The sequence below is a fragment of the Hydrogenophaga sp. genome, assembly GCF_050250835.1.
In the GTDB taxonomy this organism is placed as follows: domain Bacteria; phylum Pseudomonadota; class Gammaproteobacteria; order Burkholderiales; family Burkholderiaceae_C; genus Hydrogenophaga.
Map to the genome: position 1 here is coordinate 140,193 of NZ_JBFWNX010000007.1, position 17,934 is coordinate 158,126.

Genomic DNA, 17,934 nt, shown 5'->3' on the forward strand with positions numbered 1-17,934 from the left:
CATTTGCTCACCCAGTCCACGGCAGGTCAGTCCCCGCGAGGGGGGACCCATCCACAGCGGGCGAATTCAGTGAACGGACGCTGCGGCGACGCTGGCGACCGCAGGGCGCAGGCAGGCATCGAACTGCTGCGCGCTCCAGCGGCTCCAGCACGCCAGGTACCAGGTGAGCAGTTCGCGCTCGCTGCCGATGTTCAGGCGCTGGTAAGCGCGCTTGCGGTAGGTCTTCACCGTTTCTTCGCTCACCGAGAGATCGAGTGCAATGCCCACGGAAGACAGGCCATAGAGAATGCGCGCGCAGACCTCGGCCTCGCGGCGCGGCAAGGCACTGCGCGCGACGATGCAGGCCTCGATGTCGGGCAGGTCGGTGAGCGCGTGCGCCACGTCGGGCTGGCCCTGACACAGTTGCGCGTGCTTGCCCAGCAGCGCCACCAGCAGGTCGGCCGCTTCGCCCAGGCGCCGGATGCCTTCGTCGCCAAACGGCGAGTGCGGGTCGGCGCGCAACACGCTCAGCCCGAACGCGCCGCCCGCGCTGCGCCCGCACAGCAGGATGCGGTCGCGCACATGCGGATAGACGCGCGGGCGCAGGTCGGTGTAGCCCTGATCGCTGAAGTCCACATGGATGATGGTGGGCGAAACGCCATCGACACAGCGCTGCGCCTCGGTCATGGCGGGATCGTTCTTCCACAGGCCGAGCTTCACATAGCTCTCCACGCGGTCGCGCGCGGTGAGTTCGGGCTGCACGCAGCAGGCGGCAACCTCTCGCAGTTCGTCGCGGCCCAGGCGAAACGCCGCCACGTGATCGGCCCCGCACAGGCCATGCAGGTAATGCGCCAGCGCCAGGCCAAAGCCTTCACAACCAATGGCATCCACGAGGTGCGCGAGCGAGCCCTGCACGCTGCCGGGGGCACCCCGGTCCTGAACCATCACCGTCATCATGTGTTGTCTCCTGTGGGGCGAGAGGGAAGGCCGCCGTCGGCGCTTCGGCCGGGCTCTTGGGGCCCGGTGTGAATTTCAATGGACGTAATCAGATTACGCCCTGCGTAATCGAATCGTGCTCCGTGTTAACCCTGTATCCGACCAACGGGACGGTCTATCAAGGTCCCCAGCCCATGCGCCGCGAGACTTCCTCGCCCCGTGCCGCGAGCACGCGGGCGTTGCGCCCGTCGCGGCTGGTGTCGATGAGGCCGGCCGAACCCATCACCGTGATCACGCCGGCCAGTGCGCCCGCGTGGTCGAAGATCGGCACCGACAGGCCGTGCAGGCCGGGGTTGAGGTCGCCCTGCACGCGGGCCATGCGGTGTTGCCGGACGTCCGCGAACAGCGACTCGACTTCGTCCACCGTCATGCGCTGGGCCGCCCCCGTGGGGGTGGCGCCCGGGTGCGGCACGCCAGCGAGTTCGCGGTCCAGGAACCGGCCGGTCAGGCTGCGCGAGAGGTAGGCGCCGAACACCCGGCCGGTGGACGAGGTGAGGATGGGCATGACCGAACCGGGCCGCCCGCTGATGATCAGCGCGTCGTTGGTTTCCTCGAAACGCACGAAGGTCGGGCCGGCCGCGCCCCACACCGCCAGCCCGGCGGTGAAACCCAGCTCGTCGCGCAAGGATGCCAGCGTCGGGCCAGCCTCCCGAACCACGTTGAGGTGGCGGATGGCGGCCAGGCCCATGCGCACGGCCAGCGGCCCCAGGCTGTAACCACCGCTGGCGGTGTCGCGCTCGGCCAGGCCGCTTCGGCACAGGCTCACCAGGTAGCGATGCGCCTTGGGGGGTTGCATCTCGGCGCGTTCGGCGAGTGCCTTGAGCGACAACGGCGTGCCCACGTCGACCAGCGCAGAGAGCACGCGCACGGCCGTGTCTACCGACTGCACGCCGCCGGCTTCGTCTTCGCTGCCGCCGCCGTCTTCGCTCATGGTCGCATCCGTTGGGTGCATGCCAGGGTCCTCCGTGATGACGGCGGCGAGCCTAGCACGCGCGCGCTCACCATGGAGATTCAGGCGGCACGCGCGGCGGCCAGCAGGGTGGCGAAGCGCGCGACGCGCTGACCCTGGAAGCGTGCGGCGGCGAGCACCGCCGCGTCTGGCGGTGCGCCGGCCGTGAAGCTGGTGCCGTAGGGGTTGCCGCCTGCGGCCTTCACGCTCGCATCGGTGTAGCCGGGCGGCACGATCACCGAACCCCAGTGGTAGAACATGTGGTGCATCGCCAGCAGCGTCGACTCCTGGCCGCCGTGCAGGTTGCCCGCGCCGGTGAAGGCGGCGGCTGCCTTGTCCTGCAGCTTGCCCGTGGCCCACAGGGGACCCACGGTGTCGATGAACTGCTTGAGCTGCGCGGCGGGAAGGCCGAAGCGCGTGGGCGAGCCGAAGACATAGCCATCGGCCCATTCAAGATCGGCCAGCGTGGCTTCGGGCACCGCCTGGGTGGCGTCCAGGTGCGCGCCCCAGGCGGGTTTGCTGGCAATGGCCTCGGGGCCTGCGAGTTCTCGCACCTTGCGCAGGCGCACTTCTGCGCCGGCCGCCTGAGCGCCGGCCTCGATGGCTTTGGCGATCTCGTAGGTGGTGCCGGTGCTGCTGTAGTAGACGATGGCGATGTGGGTCATGGGCTGGGGTTCATGGTGTGAGGACGATCTTGCCGAAATGGCGGTTGGCGGCCATGTGGGCCAGCGCCTCGCCGGCCTGAGCCAGCGAAAAGCGGCTGTCGATGGGCAGGCGCAGGCGGCGCGCCGCGATGGCTTCGCCCAGGTCGGCGAGCATGCGGGCATTGAGTTCACGGATCTCCTGCGCCGAGCGGGTGCGGAAGGTCACGCCGATGTAGCTGATGCGGCGCAGGGCATGCCACTGGAAATCGAACTGGCCGTCGGCACCGCCGAGCCGACCCAGGTTCACCACGCGCGCGCCGATGGCGGCGGTCTTGAAGGTGCTGGCAAAGTCCTTGCCCGTGACCTGGTCGACGATCACCTCCACGCCCTTGCCATCGGTGGCGGCGAGGACGCGCTCGTGCCAGCCGGGTTGCGAGGCGTCGATGGCCACGTCGGCGCCGAAGGCGCTCAACTGCGCCAGCCGATCGGCGCGCGTGCTGGTGCCAAAGACCCGCCGTGCGCCGAGCTGCCTGGCGATCTGCAGGCCCATCAGGCCCACGCCCGAACTCGCGCCGTGGATGAGCACGTCGGCGCCCGGTGCCAGCCGTCCGTGCGTGACGAGGGCGTCGTGCATGGCCTGCAAGGCCAGCGGCAAGATCGTGGCTTCTTCCCAGGGCAGCGCGGCATCGGGGATGCGGCAGGCGCGCCCGCCGTCGGTGACGGCGTACTCGGCGAAGGCGCCAGCGCCGGTGCACATGACGCGGTCGCCCACCTGCCAGGCGCCCGCCTGCGGGCCGGCCTGCACCACCTCGCCTGCCCATTCCATGCCGATGACCTTGCCGTCTTTCGCGGCCAGGCCGGCCAGGTCGGCGCGGTTCAGGCTGGCCGCCTTCACGCGCACAAGGATCTCGTGCGGGCCAGGCACGGGCACGGGCAACTCGGCCACTTGCGCGCCCAGCGGCGCGGCGACAATTGCTTTCATGCGCGCAGCTTAGGCAGCGCGGCGGGCAGTGTCTGCCCCCCTTTGAAGGGACAGACAGCCTCCGGCCCTGGACCAAAGATAGCCCCATGATCTACGAACTGCGCCTTTATTCCGTGGCCCCGGGCCGCATGCACGACGTGCACGAACGCTTCGGCACACACCTGCCCGCGCTGTTCCAGCGCCATGGCGTCGAGTGCGTGGGCCGCTGGAGCGCGCTGGCCGGCCCCGATGCACCGCGCTTCGTCTACCTGCTGGCCTACCGCGACTACGCCCACCGCGAGGCCGTGTGGGCCGGCTTCTACCAGGACGCCGAGTGGTGGCGCATCCGCGCCGAGACCAACGCCGGCCACGAGATGGTGGAACGCCACGACCTGTACTTCCTCAAGCCCAATGCGTCCTGGCCGCTGGCGTCGCAACCCGATGCGCAGGTCCAGGGCGGCCTGCACGAGCTGGTGCAGCAGCAGGTGGCACCGGGCCGCAATGCCGACGCCAACGCTTTCCTCGTGCAGACCTGGTTGCCCTTGCTGCAGTCGGCGGGGGCGCAGGTGCTGGGCGTGTTCGACATGGCCGCCGGCAGCGGCATGCAGAAGATCGTGATGCTGCACGCCTGGCCCGACGCCGCCACCTGGCACGCCGGCCGGCGCCGCATCGAATCGGATGCCGGCCTTCGCAGCGAGCTGGCGCGGCAACGCCGCGAGGCCGGCACCACGTACTTCGAGCGCGCCGAGGTCAACCTGCTGGACCCCGCGCCCGGTGCCGTGATCCGCGCCGGTCTGGGCCGGCTGCCGGCCTGATTGCGTGCGCAGCGAGATGCGCATTGCCTTCATCGGATCGACCGGCCGCCTCGGTGGCCCGATCGCGCACGAGGCGCTTGCGCGGGGCCACGCCGTCACCGCGCTGCGTCGGGGCGAGGTCGACATCTTTGATGTGGCCGCACTCGCACAAGCCGTGCGCGGCCACGACGCGCTGGTGAGCGCGTACCGTCCACCATCCGGAGACACGCTGCACCTGCTCGCGGCGCTGGCCCGTTGCCTCACCCGCGCCGCGCCGCTGGCGGGTGTGGCGCGCCTGCTCACGGTGGGCGGCGCCGGCGTGCTGGAGGTGGCCCCGGGCCAGCGCCTGGGCGACCAGTCCGATTTTCCGGCCGCCCTGCGACCCCAGGTGGTGGCGCACGCGGCGGCCATTGCCGAACTGCGCGCCGCCGAAGGGGTGGACTGGACCTGCGTGGTGCCCGCTGCGCAGATCGCGCCCGGCCCACGCAGCGCACGCTACCGCACCGCCGTCGGTGTGCTGGTGCGGCGCGAAGATGGCAGCAGCACCATCACCGATGCCGACTTTGCCTGCGCCGTGCTTGACGAACTGGAGACCGGGCGCCATCCCCGGCAGGTGCTGGGCGTGGGCGACTGAGCGTTCAGGCCGCCAGGGCCATGCGCTGGCGGCGGCGCAGGCTCGCCGCGAACGCCGCACCCAGCATGGCCAGCGCCACGCCGCTGGCGGCAAAGACCGGCGGGTAACCCACGCGGTCCACCAGCAGGCCTGCCACGCCCACGCCGCAGGCAATGCCGATGAACATCGCCGACGCGAACAGGCACACCGCGGTGCCGCGCACGGCTGGCGCCATCTGCGTTGCATGGGTCTGCATCACGCCGTGCAGCGTGTAGAAACCCAGGCCAGCCAGTGTGGAAGCCGGCAGCGCCACCCACCAGTGCGTGCCCCATGCCAGGGCCAGCCAGGCCAGGCCAAGGGCCACGCCACCGGCCAGCGCCAGCCCCGCTTCGCCCAGGCGGGGCACCAGCCAGCGTGCGCCGAAGGCATACGCGAAGCCGCCCACGCCGTACAGCGCCACAATGGCCGCCGCGCTCGCCAGTCCGAGCCCGTGGGTGCCAGCCAGGTAGGCCGGCAGAAAGGCGATGGCGCCAAAGGCCAGCGCGCCTTCAATGGCCACGAACGCCAGCATCGCGCGTGCCCAGGGCACGCGAAGCACTTCGCCGAACGACTGAAGATGGCCACGCGAAGAAGCAGCGCCCTGCGGCTCGTGGCGCAGGCTGCGATCGAACACGATGGCCGCGCCGCCCACACCGAGCAACAGCGCCAGCAGCGCGAACACCGCTCGCCAGCCGACGTGCTCGGTCAACACGCCCGAGATCCACTGCCCGGCCATCATGCCGGCGAGCGAGGCGCTGAGGAACTTCGCCAGCACCGCCTGGCGCCGGGCATAGGGCACGGTGTCGCCGACCCAGGCCAGCACCAGCGCGATGATGCCCGCCGCCGCCGCGCCCGAGAGCACGCGCGCGAGCACCAGCACCTCCAGCGACGGCGCCACCAGCGCCAGCCCGTTGCCCGCCAGCGTGGCCAGGGCGGCAAAGCCGATCACGCGCCGCTTGCCCCAGCGGTCGCCCGCAGGTCCGAAGAAAAACTGCAGGATGCCGTAGGCGATGGCGTAGCTCGACACCGTGTGCGCCGCCTGTCCCGTGGTGACGCCGAAGTCGCGCGCCAGCGCGGGCAGCATGGGGTCGCACACGCGCATCATGGCCGCGCTGCCGAAGTGGACGCTGAACAGCGCGGCCAGGGCCCAGGGGCGGGGGCCGGCTGCGGCCGGCGTGGCCGGGGGCGATGGAAGCGTCACGACTTCGCCGCGTCGGCCTTCTCGAAACCCGGTCGCGGAATGAGCGTGAGCCACGCGGTGGACAGGCCGCCATCGACCAGGATGTCCTGTCCATTGACATAGCCCGATCGTGCGCTGGCGAGGAACAGCACCACCTCGGCCAGGTCGCGCGGACCGCTGATGCGTCGCGCGGGCACGATCTCTTCGCGCCGGTGCAGCACATCCGGGTTCTGGTAGATGCCCTCGGTCAGGGGTGTGCGCACCATGGCCGGGCTGACCACGTTGCTGCGAATGCCGTGCTCACCCAGCTCCACCGCCAGCAATTGCGACAGCATCTTCACGCCCGCCTTGCTCACGCTGTAGGGGCCGCTGTAGGGTTGCGGCACGCGGCCCGAGATGGACGCGATATGGACGATGCTGCCACCGCCACCGGCGGCGATCATCTGCCGCCCGAAGGCCTGCGAGCACAGCAGGAAGCCGCCCACGTTCACCGCCATGAGCTGGTTCCAGCGCTGCAGGTCGATGTCCATCAGGGCGGCGGCGTATATGGTGGCGGCGTTGTTCACCAGCACGTCGCAGCGGCCGAGCTCGCGCTCGACTTGCGCGGCCGCTTGATCCACCGAAGCCTTGTCGGCGATGTCGCAGGCCACGGCAACAGCACGCGCGCCCGTGGCGGCCATGGCGCTGGCGGTGGCGATGGCGCCGGGCTCGTCGCGGTCGAGCAGCGCCACGCGGGCGCCCACCGAAGCGAGCTGGCGTGCGATCTCCGCGCCAATGCCGCTGGCCGCACCAGTGACGACGGCGACCTTGCCTTCGAGTTCGAGCCAGCCTGGGGTGGCTTGTGCGGAAACGGTCATGGGACGGGGGTCTCAGATTTGTGGGTCGGCGACGCGCACGACGATGCCGGCGAGGGCATCGTTCATCACGATCTGGCAGGCCAGGCGGCTGTTGGGCTGGCGGCCGGCGGCGGTGTATTCAAGGATCTGGTCCTCGTTGGGCGCCATCTCGGGCAGGTGGGCGGTGAACGCGTCGTCAACGAACACGTGGCAGGTGGCGCAGCTCATGGAGCCACCGCAGTCACCGACGATGCCTTCGATGCCGTGGTCGGTGGCGGCGCGCATGAGGTTGGCGCCGAGGGCGACGTCCACGGCGCGGTGCGCACCGTCGCTGCAGATGAAAGTGGCCTGGGGCATGAAAGTCTCCTCGTGGATGGCACAGGCGCCAATGTCTCGCGGCGCAGCGGGTGAGTCAGTCCCCTCCTCAGGGGACGTTCGAAAACGCACGCCGGGCGCACACTCGGGCGAAACACCCCGCAGGATAGCCCCATGACCGCCACCCTCACGAAATCCGAACCACCGGTCGTGTACGACGACCCGTTTTCCATCGACATCCTGCGCGACCCCTATCCCTTCTTCAACGGGTTGCGCGACGCGGGGCCGGTGGTCTGGCTGCAGCGCCACGGCATCTACGCCACCGGGCGCCACACCGAGGTGGCCACCGTGCTCTCGCAATGGCAGCAGTTCACCAACGAAGGTGGCGCCGGCATGGCCGACATCCGCAAGCCGGGCAACTGGCGGCCGGCCAGCGTGATCCTGGAGGTGGACCCGCCTGCGCACACCGAGGTGCGCGCAGCGCTGCAGAAGATCCTCTCGCCGCTGGTGGTGCGCCAGTGGCGCGAGAAGTTTCAGGCGGCGGCCGAAGAACTGGCCGATGCGCTGGTGGCCGGCCGCGAATTCGACGGCGTGCGCGACGCCGCCGAGGCTTTCGTGCTCTCGGTGTTCCCGCCGGCCGTGGGCATTCACATCCCGCGCGAGAACGCGCAGGCCATCGGCGACATGAACTTCAATGCCATCGGCCCGAACAACGAACTCACCCAGGCCGCGGTGGCGCGTGCGCAGCCCTACATGAAATGGTACGAGGACAGTCTCAAGCGCGAAGCCATGCTGCCCGGCGGCTTCGGCGAGCTGATTCACCAGGCCGAAGACCAGGGCGTGCTGCAGCAAGGCTTTGCCGCCAACCTCACGCGATCTTTCCTGCGTGGCGGCATGGACACCACCATCAGCGGCATCGGCGCGGCGCTTCACGCCCTGGCGCGCGATCCCGATCAGTGGGCGCTGCTGCGCTCCGACCCCGCGCTGTTGCGTGGCGTGTTCGACGAAGCCATCCGCTTCGAAGCGCCGGTGCAGGTGATGTTCAGAACCACACGCGAAGGTGCGCAACTCGGTGGCGTCGCGCTCGCGCCCGACACCAAGATTGCCGCCTTCATCGGCGCGGCCAACCGCGACCCGGGCAGGTGGCCCGATGCCGAGCGCTTCGACCTGCGGCGCCAGGGCACCGGCCAGCACCTGGCGTTCGGCCATGGCGCACACGTGTGCATCGGCCAGATGATTGCCCGCCTGGAGGCCGAGTGCTTGCTGGGCGCGCTGGTGCGCCGGGTGAAGCGGCTGTCGCTGGCGGGCGAGCCGGTGCACCGGCCGGTGAACACCTTGCGCACGCTCGACCGCCTGCCGCTGGTGGTGGAGGCCGCATGAAGGCGATGGTGATCCACCGCCATGGCGGTCCCGAGGTGCTCGAACCCCTCGACATCGACCTGCCGGCGCCCGCGCCGGACGAGGTGCACGTGCGGCACACCGCCATCGGCCTGAATTTTTCCGACATCAACGTGCGCAATGGCGGCTTCTACCTGGGCAGTGGCCCCCCGTTTCCCCTGATCCTGGGCAACGAGGCGGCCGGCGTGGTGGAGGGTGTGGGCTCACAGGTGCAGGGTTTTCGACCCGGTGATCGTGTGGCCTATGCGGGAACCGGAGGCCTGTTCTTTGTGGACACCGGCGCCTACGCCGAACAGCGCAACCTGAAGGCCGCGCACCTGGTGCGCCTGCCCGACGACATCAGCGACCACCAGGCCGCCGCCCTGCTGCTCAAGGGGCTGACGGCGGCCGTGGTGATCCACCGGTGCCACACGCCGCAGCCGGGCGACGTGGTGCTGGTCCATGCCGCCGCCAGCGGCGTGGGCAGCCTGCTCGCGCAGTGGAGCGCCCACCTGGGCGCCACCGTCATCGGTACCGTGGGCTCCGAGGCCAAGGCGGCTTTCGCGCGCGAGCACGGTTGCCACCACACCATCCTCTACCGGCAGGAAGACTTCGTGCCCGCCGTGCGGCGGCTGGCGCCGCAGGGCGTGGCGGCGGTGTTCGACGGCGTGGGGCTCGACACCTTCGTGCCCTCGTTCGACGTGCTGCGGCCTTTCGGCGCGGCGGTGAACTACGGCAATGCTTCGGGCCACGTGCCGCCCTTCAACCTGATGCTGCTGGCCCAGAAGGGTTGCCTGGCGCTGCACCGGCCGGGCTTCGGCTTTTACGCCAACACCACCGAGACACGCCAGGCAGCCTGCGACGAACTGTTCCAGCTGGTGCGCAGCGGCGTGCTGGCGGTGCAGGTGAGCCGCCAGGTGCCGCTGCACGACGTTGCACAGGCGCACGCCGATGCCGAGCAGGGCCGAAGCACGGGTTCGGTGGTGCTCGTCCCGCTGTCCCCTCGCGGGTGACTGTCGCGTCACCGCGCCTGGCCTTAGAGTGCGGGGATGAGCTCAACTCCCGACGTCCAGACCGAATGGGTGCATCTCCAGTACGAGGAGAAAGCCGCCTTCACCGAAACCTACGGCTTTTCCGGCAACCAGGGTGCCGTGAACCTGGAAGCCATCCGTTTCCGGCCCGCCGATGGCCGGCCCAGCGATACGCTGATGGTGTTCATGCACCCGGCCTCCACACTGCAACTGCTTCCGGTGCCGCGCGCCATGGCCGCCACCGGCGCCCACGTGTTGTGCGCGGGCAGCCGTTACCAGCGCAACGACACGGCGCTCATCATGGAAAAGGTGCTGCTCGACCTGGGCGCCTACATCCGCCACGCCAAGACCGTCTGGGGCTACCGGCAGGTGGTGCTGGTGGGCTGGAGCGGCGGCGGTGCGCTGGCGGTGAGCTACCAGTCGCACGCCGAAGATCCCCGCATCACCCACACGCCGGCTGGCGATCCCGTGAACCTCAAGGGCGCGGAGCTGATGCCGGCCGACGCGGTGATCTACCAGGCGGCCCACCTCTCGCGTGCGCACCTGCTGGCCGAGACCCTGGACCCGTCGGTCAGGGACGAGCTCAACCCGGACGACCGCGATGTGGAGCTCGACATCTACGACCCGCGCAACCCCAACCAGCCGCCCTACACCGCCGAATACATCGAGCGCTACCGCGCCGCCCAGCTCGCGCGCATGCGCCGCATCACCGCCTGGGCCAGGGACATGCTGGCGCAGCTCAAGGCACGCAACACCGGCGAGGTCGAGCGCCCGTTCCTCGTGCACCGCACGCTGGCCGACCCGCGCTTTCTCGATCCCGCGCTGGACCCGAACGACCGTCGGCCCCGCTGGTGCTACATGGGCAACCCCGAGACCGTGAACAGCGGCCCCGTGGGTCTGGCCCGCTTCACCACGCTGCGCTCCTGGCTGTCGCAATGGTCGCTCGACGACACCTGCGGCAACGGCCTTGAATGCGCGAAGACGATGCGCGTGCCCTTGCTGGTGATCGAGAACACCGCCGACGATGCCGCCCCGGCGGCACACCCCCGGATGCTCTTCGAGGCCGCCGCCAGCCCCGACAAGACCTTCCGCCAGATCCACGGCGCCACCCACTACTACGCAGGGCAGCCCGAGCTGCTGGCCGAGGCCACGCAACTCATCCGCGACTGGCTGGTGCAGCGCCAGTTGTTGCAGGCGTGAGGCGGCCATGAACCTTTTCAGCCTGCTGGAGCGAACGGCGCGCCAATGGCCCGACGGCGGCGCGGTGTACCTGGGCGACGAGCGCGTGCAGACCTGGGCCTCGCTGCGCCATCGCTCGCTGGTGCTGGCCGGGGCACTGTCGGCATTCGGCCCCGCGGGCAGCCGCGTGGCCGTGGCCAGCGAGAACGCACCGGCCTACCTGGAACTGATGTTCGGCACCTGGGCCGCCGGCGGTGCCGTGGTGCCACTCAACTACAAGCTGCATGCGAAAGAGATGGCGCAGATCGTCGAGGACGCGGACGCCGCCGTGGTGTTCGCTTCACCCGCGCTGGCACCCGCCTTGCAGGCTGCGCTGCCCAGCCCCTGGCGCGGGCGCATCGTCGTCACCGGGACGCCCGGCTACGAATCGTTGTTCCAGGGCGAACCAGCGGCGGTGGCCGCGACCGATCCGCAGTCGCTGGCCTGGCTGTTCTACACCAGCGGCACCACTGGCCGCAGCAAGGGCGCGATGCTGTCGCACCGCAGCCTCATGAGCATGACGCTGGGCCACCTGGCCGATGTGGAGACCATCGACGAGACTTGCAGCCAGATCCACGCGGCACCCATGTCGCACGGCTCCGGCCTGTACATCCCCGCCTACGTGGCGCGCGGTGCGCGCCAGGTGGTGCCGGCATCGCAGGGCTTCGACCCAGCCGAATTCCTGGCCCTGTGCGACTCGCATCCGGGTTGCGGCGCGTTTCTGGCGCCGACCATGGTGCAGCGCCTGCGGCTGGCGGCACAAGCATCGGGGCACCTGCCGGCGCAACTGCGCACCATCGTGTACGGCGGCGGGCCGATGTACGTGGAGGAACTGCGCAAATCGCTGGCGGTCTTCGGCCAGGTGTTCGTGCAGATCTACGGTCAGGGCGAATCGCCCATGACCATCACCTGGGTGCGGCGCGAGGACCACGCCTCGGGCGACGAGGCCATCCTGGGCTCGGTGGGCGTGGCCCGCACCGGTGTGGAGGTGCGCGTGATCGGTGAGGACGGCGCCGACGTGCCTCCGGGCGAGATCGGCGAGATCATCGTGCGCGGCGACGTGGTGATGGCGGGCTACTGGAACAACGCCAGCGGTACCGCCGAAGCCCTGCGCGATGGCTGGCTGCACACCGGCGACATGGGGTCGCTGGACCCGCGCGGCTACCTCACGCTGCGCGACCGCAGCAAGGACGTGGTGATCAGCGGGGGCTCCAACATCTACCCGCGCGAGGTCGAGGAAGCGCTGCTCACCCATACCGGCGTGGCCGAGGTGAGCGTGGTCGGGCAGGCCGATGAAGAATGGGGCGAAGTGGTGGTGGCCTTCATCGTGGTCGCGCCGGGCGAAGACGTCACGCCGCAGGCGCTGGACGCCCACTGCCTGGACCGCATCGCGCGCTTCAAGCGGCCCAAGCGCTACCTGTTTCTCGACGCACTGCCCAAGAACAGCTACGGCAAGGTGCTCAAGCGACAGTTGCGCGAGCAGCTGGCCGCCGGGGGCACGCGCTGACCGCCGGCGCCGCCTTGGCCAAGCGCCCGGCCATGGGGCCGGCGCTGACCGTGCTCATCGTGGTGCTGGGCACCGCCGCCCAGCCCCTGGCCACCGACCTGTACCTGGCCGCGTTGCCCGCCATCCGCCACGAATACGGTGCGCCGGTTGGCGTGGTGCAGCTCACCCTGTCGGTGCTGGTGTTCAGCTTCGGCCTGAGCCAGCTCTTCTGGGGGCCAGCGTCCGACCGCTTCGGCCGCCGCCCCGTGTTCATGACCGGGTTCGCGCTGAACGCGGCCGGTGCGCTGATCGGCGCCCTCGCGCCCGGCATCGAGGTGCTGATCGCCGCGCGCGTGCTGCAGGGCCTGGGCATTGCCGCCACCATGGTGTGCGCACGGGCGCTGGTGCGCGACCTGTTCGAGCAGCAAAGAGGCACCCACGTGATGACAGTGGCCATGTCCGCGCTGGCCTGCATGACCATGCTGGTGCCGGTGGCCGGTGCCGGCCTCACCGAAGCATTGGGCTGGCGATCCACCTTGCTCGCCATGGTGCTGTTCGGTCTGGGCAGCCTGGCCCTGGTGGCCCTGCGCGTGCCCGAGACCGCCCACGCGCTGCGGCCCGACGCGCTGCGCCTGGCGCCGCTGTTCGTGGTGTACGGACGCATCGCACGCCACCCCACCTTCGGTTCGTGGACCTTGCTCAACGCCTTTGGCTACGCGGCCAACTTCGGCTTCTTCTCCGGCTCGGCCTACCTGTTCATCGAGACCTTCGCCGTTTCGCGTGTGGCGTTCGGCCTGGTCATCGGCGGGGCGTCGGTGGCCTATCTGCTGGGCACCTTTCTGTGCCGCCGCTGGATCGCCGTCAGCGGCATCCTGGGCACGGTGCGGCGTGCCGGCTGGCTGGCCCTGGCGGCTGCAGCCGCCTTCCTGGGGCCAGAACTGGCCCAGGCCCACAACGCCTTCACGCTCGCGGGCGCGCTCTGGCTGATGCTGCTGGCCTACGGCATCTACCAGCCCTGCGGCCACGTGGGCATGGCCACACCCTTTCCGCAACAGGCGGGCGCGGCCTCGGCCCTGGGGGGGTTCATCTTCGCCGTAGCGGCATTCGCCAGCGGCACCGCCCTGGGCTTCATGTTCCAGAGTGGCAGCACCACCGCGCTGTCGCTCACCACCGGCCTGCTGTCGGCCTGCAGCGGCCTGACCTGCATCACCCTGCTGCAACGCCATGGCCTGCCCGCCATGGCCCCTCTCCAGAAAGGAATCCCATGACCAACCATGCCTACATCACCGGCTGGGGGCACACGCCCTTTGGCAAGCTCGACAACTGCGACCTGGAACAGCTGATCCGCGATGCGGTGCAGCCCGCGCTGCAGAGCGCCGGGCTGGAGCCGCGCGACATCGACGGCATCTTTGTCGGCCATTTCAACGCCGGCTTCGTGGGCCAGGACTTCACCGCCGCGCTGCCCGCTGTGGCGATGCCCGAGTTTCGCCACACGCCATCCATGCGCACCGAAAATGCCTGCGCCACCGGCTCGGCCGCGATCTGGGCCGCGCTCGACGCCATGGCCGCCGGCCGCATGAAGCGCACGCTGGTGATCGGCATGGAGAAGATGAATGGCCTGAAAACGCCCGAGGTGGCGGCCACCCTCATCAAATGTTCCTACGTGCGCGAGGAAGGCACGGACCCGGCCGGCTTCGCCGGCATCTTCGGCGGCATCGCCACCCGGTATTTCGAGCGCTACGGCGACCAGTCCGATGCGCTCGCCGCCATCGCCGCCAAGAACCACAGCAACGGCATGCACAACCCCTATGCGCACATGCGGCGCGACTTCGGCTTCGACTTCTGCCGCACGCCCAGCGAAAAGAACCCCTTCGTCTCCGGCCCGCTCAAGCGCTCCGACTGCTCCCTGGTGTCCGACGGAGCGGCCGCCCTCGTGCTCTCCACCGAGCCGCTGCCCGGCGCCAGCGTGGCGCCCGTGCGGTGGCGCTCACGCACCCAGGTCAACGATTACCTGCCCATGTCGCGCCGCGACCCGACGAAATTCGAGGGTGCCGCCATGGCCTGGCAACGCGGTCTCGCCGACGCCGGTGCGTCGCTCGGTGATTTGTCCTTCGTGGAAACGCACGACTGCTTCACCATCGCCGAACTGCTCGAGTACGAGGCCATGGGCCTGGCGCCGCACGGGCAGGGCGCCCGCGTCATCCTGGACGGCGTGACGCGCAAGGACGGCCGGCTGCCGGTCAACCCCTCGGGCGGCCTCAAGTCCAAAGGCCATCCCATCGGCGCCACGGGCGTGTCGCAGCATGTGATGGCGGCCATGCAGCTCTCCGGCACCGCAGGCGGCATGCAGCTGCCCGGCGCTGGCGTGGGCGCCGTGTTCAACATGGGTGGCTCGGGCGTGGCCTCCTACCTCAGCCTCCTGCAGGCAGCCTGAGTCCCGGGGGTCGACGGTCCCCGGCCGTCGGCCCGCACCGGGGCGGTAGAATCGTCGGCTTGTGCGGCTGTAGCTCAGTGGATAGAGTATTGGCCTCCGAAGCCAAGGGTCGTGGGTTCGATCCCCGCCAGCCGCACCAAATCCCTCCCCTCACCGTGTCAAAAGTCACGCTGCACTTGACCTGCGGCGCGAGGGCGTGTGGCCCGTTCTCGCCGCTCCTGGGGCGAGCGCCCAGTCTGCCTGGTCCCCGTACCGTGATTTCGGGCGGTCAAACACGCGGACTGTTCTCCTTGCACTGCAGTTCGTAAAGTCTCGACTCTCGCTCCTGTCGAGTGGGAAGAATGCTTCGACGTAGTCGGCAATTCTTACCCCACTCTTCCCCACAGGAGACGCGATGAACGAGGCAGCGCATTCCCGATCGGCCCACCACGCACGCAGGCGGACTCACCAGCTCCCGCAACGCCAGGGCGGCTTCACCCTGGTGGAAATGGCGGTTGTGCTGGTCATCATCGGCGTCATCCTCGGCGCCGTCATGATCGGCCGCGACGCCCAGCGCAACGCCGAATACCTCCGCATCCGCCAGACCTTCGTGAACCAGTGGGCGGTGGCCTACAACTCGTACGTGCAGCGCACGGGCGTGCCCCCGGGGGACAACCTGGCGGCGCCCACCCTGATGGTGAACGGCGCTGTCGCCGCTGCCGTTCCTGGCAATTCCCCGGGCTCACTGTGTGAGACTGCTGCGCCGCCAGGGGGAGCGGCTGCCACCACTTTGACCATGCGCGCCCTCTTCCTGGGGATGGGCATCGAACTGCCCAACGGCCGAGGGCTGGGCTTTGAAGACCGGTACGTCTACCTCGACACCAACGGCCTGCCTCAGAACCTTCAGGTGTGCTTCCGCTGGGATCCCTCTGGCACCCTGTCTGGAGCCGGCAACCTGATGGTGATCAGCGGTCTGACGCCCGACCTGGCGCAGTCGCTGGACGCCGCCATCGACGGCCAGGTTGCCGCCAACCGGGGCAGTTTTCGCGAGGCCATCGCGGCGCCCGGGCTGACCTGGTCTGTCAACAACACCCAGACCGCAGCCGGTGCAGCCGGGAGCCGTGATCAGACCGTCGCCACCGTCACGGCCCACTACAAGATGAGCCACTGAGAGGGGCATCATGAACACGCTCTCTCCCGGCCGTCGCCCCTTCCCGCCAGCCCCGTCGCTCCCGGGCGATGCGCGCTGGTTCTGGGTGATCGGCGCGCTCGCGCTGCTGGTCCTGACGGCGGCGTTCTTCCATTGGACCAGTGGCCAGCTCCGCGACGCCCGCCAGGAACTCGGCGCTGCCGAGCAACGCCTGGTTGAGGCCCGCCAGGACGAGGCCCGCACCATCGAACAGGCCAAGCGGGCGCAGCTCGCGCTGGGCCTGATGCGCGACGCCCATACCAGTGGGCTGGGTTTTGCGGCCTGGGCCGAGCGCCGCTTCAACATCAAGCAGGCCGGCATGAGCCGGGGTGCGGCCAATGCGTTGCTGTCTGAAATGCTGCGATCGCCCGATCGCCTGTTCGGTGCCGAAGAGTTCGAGATGTCGGTGCGCCAGGCGGGCGAAGGCCTGTTTTCCAGTGTCAATGATCCGGCGTCCACGGTGCAGGTGTCCGTGCGCGGAAGCCTGCTGTTCCGAACCACCGGGAGCGGGTCATGACCATCCTGGCGCTGGGTTCCGAATGGATGGTGCACGGGGCGCCTGCCGCACCGGGATCGCGGCGCACGCCGGGGCCGGGGGGTGGCGACCGCCTCAGTGTGTTGAGCCGCTATTCCTCGGTGCATTGGCCGAGCACCGTGGCCTGGCATCCGGAGCAGGTCACGCTGGGCGTGGCTTCCTTCGAGGGTGATCCCCGCCACGCCGCCACCTTGCTCGAACGCAAGCTGCGCGCCCAGGGGGAAATTTCGTCCGACGTCAAGATCCTCATCCTCGAGTCGCAGCAGGTGGGGCGCGGGTACCAGGTGCTCTACGTCACGGTGGCGCTAGACGAGTGGCAGCAGATGCTGGCCTGGGCGGCATCGCAACAGCACATCTGCCGGCTGACGCTGGCGGTGGCACTGGCCTTCCAGCGCGTGCAGGCCGAGCGGGCGGTGGTGTTGCAGGTGGGCAAACACTTCCACTTTCTTGCCCGGCACGACGGACAGCTGGTGCACCTGCAGGCGTTGGCGGTGGAAGACACGGTGGCCGACCTGGAGGCTGTGGCCACCATGCTGGGCGCCCAGGTCCGGGAAGAGATGGCGGGCCGCGGTTTCAGCCGGTTCAGCGTGGCCTGGGTGCCTGCGGCCTTCCGCGGCACGCAGCGCGATCTGGACGGGTTGGCTTCCGCCTTCGCGGCGGCGACCGAAGCCGAGGTCGAACTGGTCAGCGCGCCTCTGGGCACGCTGGAGACGACGGGCGCGGAAGTTCACTCCGGCTTGCTGGGTCTGGCGCGAAATGCCCGCCCGAAAGACCTGCTCAACCAGGGCGAAGACAAGCTGCAGGTGCTGGCACGCGAATACCTGCCCTACGGTGCGGTGGTTGCCGTGGTGGCTTCGCTGGGTCTGGCCTATGTGGGCTACGGGTGGATGGCCGATGCCTCGGCCTTGCGCCAGCGCACCCAGCAAATGGAGGTCGAGGAGGCCTCGGTGCGCCAGTCCATCGCCGTCATTGCACGAGACACGGCGATCGAACGACCGTCGGTGAACCGGCAGGTCGAACTCCTGCACATGCTGCGCAAGGTGCAGGGCGACCACGACCCCGTGCACCTGCTCAATGCGCTCAAGGAAGGGGCGCAGGGCGGCATCCGCATTCTCTCCGTGAATTCGGTGCGGCCCACGACGGACAACGCCGGCACGACCGAAGACGCCCCCACGGTGGTGGTGGACGGCACCTTGCCTGAGAACGCGATCAACTCGGATCGCGACACGCGCCTGCTTTCGACGCTCGTTCAAACCCTGCGCATGCAGGGCTACCTGGCCAAGCCCATCGACATCCGCTCCGCGGCTGCCGGCCAGGACTCGTCGACCCGGTTGTTTTCCTACCGGGTCACCCGAATCGCTCCCACGGAGCAGCGCTGA

General features: G+C 69.6%; 18 protein-coding genes and 1 tRNA gene. 12 read left to right on the plus strand and 7 right to left on the minus strand.

Features of this window, described 5'->3' with window-relative positions; all coding sequences use genetic code 11:
- Nucleotides 1-66 precede the first annotated feature (66 nt).
- The 4 genes from AB7F11_RS11380 to AB7F11_RS11395 form a co-directional block, all read right to left on the minus strand.
- Nucleotides 67-936, minus strand: coding sequence for a response regulator transcription factor (locus AB7F11_RS11380; RefSeq protein ID WP_428290904.1), 870 nt, complete (start codon nt 934-936; stop codon nt 67-69).
- Nucleotides 937-1,093: 157 nt separating this feature from the next.
- Nucleotides 1,094-1,927 (minus strand): IclR family transcriptional regulator, encoded by an 834-nt coding sequence (locus AB7F11_RS11385; RefSeq protein ID WP_428290905.1) that lies wholly within the window; start codon nt 1,925-1,927, stop codon nt 1,094-1,096.
- A gap of 59 nt (nt 1,928-1,986) precedes the next feature.
- A complete protein-coding gene (gene wrbA / locus AB7F11_RS11390; RefSeq protein WP_428290906.1) occupies nt 1,987-2,589 on the minus strand; it encodes an NAD(P)H:quinone oxidoreductase in 603 nt (200 codons plus the stop codon).
- Between the two features lie 10 nt (nt 2,590-2,599).
- Nucleotides 2,600-3,550 carry a quinone oxidoreductase family protein gene (locus tag AB7F11_RS11395; RefSeq protein WP_428290907.1) on the minus strand — a complete coding sequence of 317 codons (951 nt, stop codon included), beginning with the start codon at nt 3,548-3,550 and terminating at the stop codon, nt 2,600-2,602.
- A gap of 86 nt (nt 3,551-3,636) precedes the next feature.
- Here AB7F11_RS11395 and AB7F11_RS11400 point away from each other — a divergent pair, with 86 nt between their 5' ends.
- Entirely contained in the window at nt 3,637-4,344 is a 708-nt protein-coding gene (locus AB7F11_RS11400; protein ID WP_428290908.1) for an NIPSNAP family protein, read from the plus strand.
- Between the two features lie 16 nt (nt 4,345-4,360).
- Nucleotides 4,361-4,957: an NAD(P)-dependent oxidoreductase gene (locus AB7F11_RS11405; RefSeq protein WP_428300743.1), complete on the plus strand. Its 597-nt coding sequence runs from the start codon at nt 4,361-4,363 to the stop codon at nt 4,955-4,957.
- A 4-nt stretch (nt 4,958-4,961) separates the two neighbouring features.
- Here AB7F11_RS11405 and AB7F11_RS11410 read toward each other — a convergent pair whose 3' ends face one another.
- Genes AB7F11_RS11410 through AB7F11_RS11420 form a run of 3 tightly spaced genes read right to left on the minus strand, consistent with a single transcriptional unit; the run spans nt 4,962 to nt 7,348 of the window.
- Nucleotides 4,962-6,176 (minus strand): MFS transporter, encoded by a 1,215-nt coding sequence (locus AB7F11_RS11410; protein WP_428290910.1) that lies wholly within the window; start codon nt 6,174-6,176, stop codon nt 4,962-4,964.
- A complete protein-coding gene (locus AB7F11_RS11415) occupies nt 6,173-7,012 on the minus strand; it encodes an SDR family NAD(P)-dependent oxidoreductase (RefSeq protein WP_428290911.1) in 840 nt (279 codons plus the stop codon). The genes AB7F11_RS11410 and AB7F11_RS11415 overlap by 4 nt, the downstream gene beginning before the upstream one ends.
- Nucleotides 7,013-7,024: 12 nt before the next feature.
- Nucleotides 7,025-7,348, minus strand: a complete 324-nt coding sequence (locus tag AB7F11_RS11420; protein ID WP_428290912.1) for a 2Fe-2S iron-sulfur cluster-binding protein — start codon at nt 7,346-7,348, stop codon at nt 7,025-7,027.
- A gap of 132 nt (nt 7,349-7,480) precedes the next feature.
- On the opposite strand from AB7F11_RS11420, the gene AB7F11_RS11425 reads away from it, so the two are divergent.
- The 10 genes from AB7F11_RS11425 (at nt 7,481) to AB7F11_RS11470 (ending at nt 17,934) form a co-directional block, all read left to right on the plus strand.
- Nucleotides 7,481-8,686, plus strand: coding sequence for a cytochrome P450 (locus AB7F11_RS11425; protein ID WP_428290913.1), 1,206 nt, complete (start codon nt 7,481-7,483; stop codon nt 8,684-8,686).
- On the plus strand, nt 8,683-9,696 hold the full coding sequence (locus AB7F11_RS11430; protein ID WP_428290914.1) for a quinone oxidoreductase family protein: 1,014 nt from the start codon (nt 8,683-8,685) through the stop codon (nt 9,694-9,696). The genes AB7F11_RS11425 and AB7F11_RS11430 overlap by 4 nt, the downstream gene beginning before the upstream one ends.
- A 36-nt stretch (nt 9,697-9,732) precedes the next feature.
- The gene (locus AB7F11_RS11435) at nt 9,733-10,914 is read left to right on the plus strand and encodes an alpha/beta hydrolase (protein WP_428290915.1); all 1,182 of its coding nucleotides are present in this window, start codon (nt 9,733-9,735) and stop codon (nt 10,912-10,914) included.
- 7 nt (nt 10,915-10,921) lie between these two features.
- Nucleotides 10,922-12,439: an AMP-binding protein gene (locus AB7F11_RS11440; RefSeq protein WP_428290916.1), complete on the plus strand. Its 1,518-nt coding sequence runs from the start codon at nt 10,922-10,924 to the stop codon at nt 12,437-12,439.
- A 14-nt stretch (nt 12,440-12,453) separates the two neighbouring features.
- On the plus strand, nt 12,454-13,686 hold the full coding sequence (locus AB7F11_RS11445) for an MFS transporter (RefSeq protein WP_428290917.1): 1,233 nt from the start codon (nt 12,454-12,456) through the stop codon (nt 13,684-13,686).
- On the plus strand, nt 13,683-14,852 hold the full coding sequence (locus AB7F11_RS11450) for an acetyl-CoA acetyltransferase (protein ID WP_428290918.1): 1,170 nt from the start codon (nt 13,683-13,685) through the stop codon (nt 14,850-14,852). The genes AB7F11_RS11445 and AB7F11_RS11450 overlap by 4 nt, the downstream gene beginning before the upstream one ends.
- Before the next feature lie 63 nt (nt 14,853-14,915).
- Nucleotides 14,916-14,991, plus strand: a tRNA-Arg gene (locus AB7F11_RS11455).
- Between the two features lie 255 nt (nt 14,992-15,246).
- Nucleotides 15,247-16,002, plus strand: a complete 756-nt coding sequence (locus tag AB7F11_RS11460) for a type II secretion system protein (protein ID WP_428290919.1) — start codon at nt 15,247-15,249, stop codon at nt 16,000-16,002.
- A gap of 10 nt (nt 16,003-16,012) precedes the next feature.
- Complete coding sequence (locus AB7F11_RS11465) at nt 16,013-16,537, plus strand: hypothetical protein (protein WP_428290920.1); 525 nt, start codon at nt 16,013-16,015, stop codon at nt 16,535-16,537.
- A complete protein-coding gene (locus AB7F11_RS11470; RefSeq protein WP_428290921.1) occupies nt 16,534-17,934 on the plus strand; it encodes a hypothetical protein in 1,401 nt (466 codons plus the stop codon). The genes AB7F11_RS11465 and AB7F11_RS11470 overlap by 4 nt, the downstream gene beginning before the upstream one ends.

What these genes read in the sequence shown, in the direction of transcription:
- AB7F11_RS11380 (WP_428290904.1), bottom strand. Translation starts at nt 936, where the DNA reads ATGATGACGGTGATGGTTCAGGACCGGGGTGCCCCCGGCAGCGTGCAG.
- AB7F11_RS11385 (WP_428290905.1), bottom strand. Translation starts at nt 1,927, where the DNA reads ATGCACCCAACGGATGCGACCATGAGCGAAGACGGCGGCGGCAGCGAA.
- wrbA (WP_428290906.1), bottom strand. Translation starts at nt 2,589, where the DNA reads ATGACCCACATCGCCATCGTCTACTACAGCAGCACCGGCACCACCTAC.
- AB7F11_RS11395 (WP_428290907.1), bottom strand. Translation starts at nt 3,550, where the DNA reads ATGAAAGCAATTGTCGCCGCGCCGCTGGGCGCGCAAGTGGCCGAGTTG.
- AB7F11_RS11400 (WP_428290908.1), top strand. Translation starts at nt 3,637, where the DNA reads ATGATCTACGAACTGCGCCTTTATTCCGTGGCCCCGGGCCGCATGCAC.
- AB7F11_RS11405 (WP_428300743.1), top strand. Translation starts at nt 4,361, where the DNA reads ATGCGCATTGCCTTCATCGGATCGACCGGCCGCCTCGGTGGCCCGATC.
- AB7F11_RS11415 (WP_428290911.1), bottom strand. Translation starts at nt 7,012, where the DNA reads ATGACCGTTTCCGCACAAGCCACCCCAGGCTGGCTCGAACTCGAAGGC.
- AB7F11_RS11420 (WP_428290912.1), bottom strand. Translation starts at nt 7,348, where the DNA reads ATGCCCCAGGCCACTTTCATCTGCAGCGACGGTGCGCACCGCGCCGTG.
- AB7F11_RS11425 (WP_428290913.1), top strand. Translation starts at nt 7,481, where the DNA reads ATGACCGCCACCCTCACGAAATCCGAACCACCGGTCGTGTACGACGAC.
- AB7F11_RS11430 (WP_428290914.1), top strand. Translation starts at nt 8,683, where the DNA reads ATGAAGGCGATGGTGATCCACCGCCATGGCGGTCCCGAGGTGCTCGAA.
- AB7F11_RS11435 (WP_428290915.1), top strand. Translation starts at nt 9,733, where the DNA reads ATGAGCTCAACTCCCGACGTCCAGACCGAATGGGTGCATCTCCAGTAC.
- AB7F11_RS11440 (WP_428290916.1), top strand. Translation starts at nt 10,922, where the DNA reads ATGAACCTTTTCAGCCTGCTGGAGCGAACGGCGCGCCAATGGCCCGAC.
- AB7F11_RS11450 (WP_428290918.1), top strand. Translation starts at nt 13,683, where the DNA reads ATGACCAACCATGCCTACATCACCGGCTGGGGGCACACGCCCTTTGGC.
- AB7F11_RS11460 (WP_428290919.1), top strand. Translation starts at nt 15,247, where the DNA reads ATGAACGAGGCAGCGCATTCCCGATCGGCCCACCACGCACGCAGGCGG.
- AB7F11_RS11465 (WP_428290920.1), top strand. Translation starts at nt 16,013, where the DNA reads ATGAACACGCTCTCTCCCGGCCGTCGCCCCTTCCCGCCAGCCCCGTCG.
- AB7F11_RS11470 (WP_428290921.1), top strand. Translation starts at nt 16,534, where the DNA reads ATGACCATCCTGGCGCTGGGTTCCGAATGGATGGTGCACGGGGCGCCT.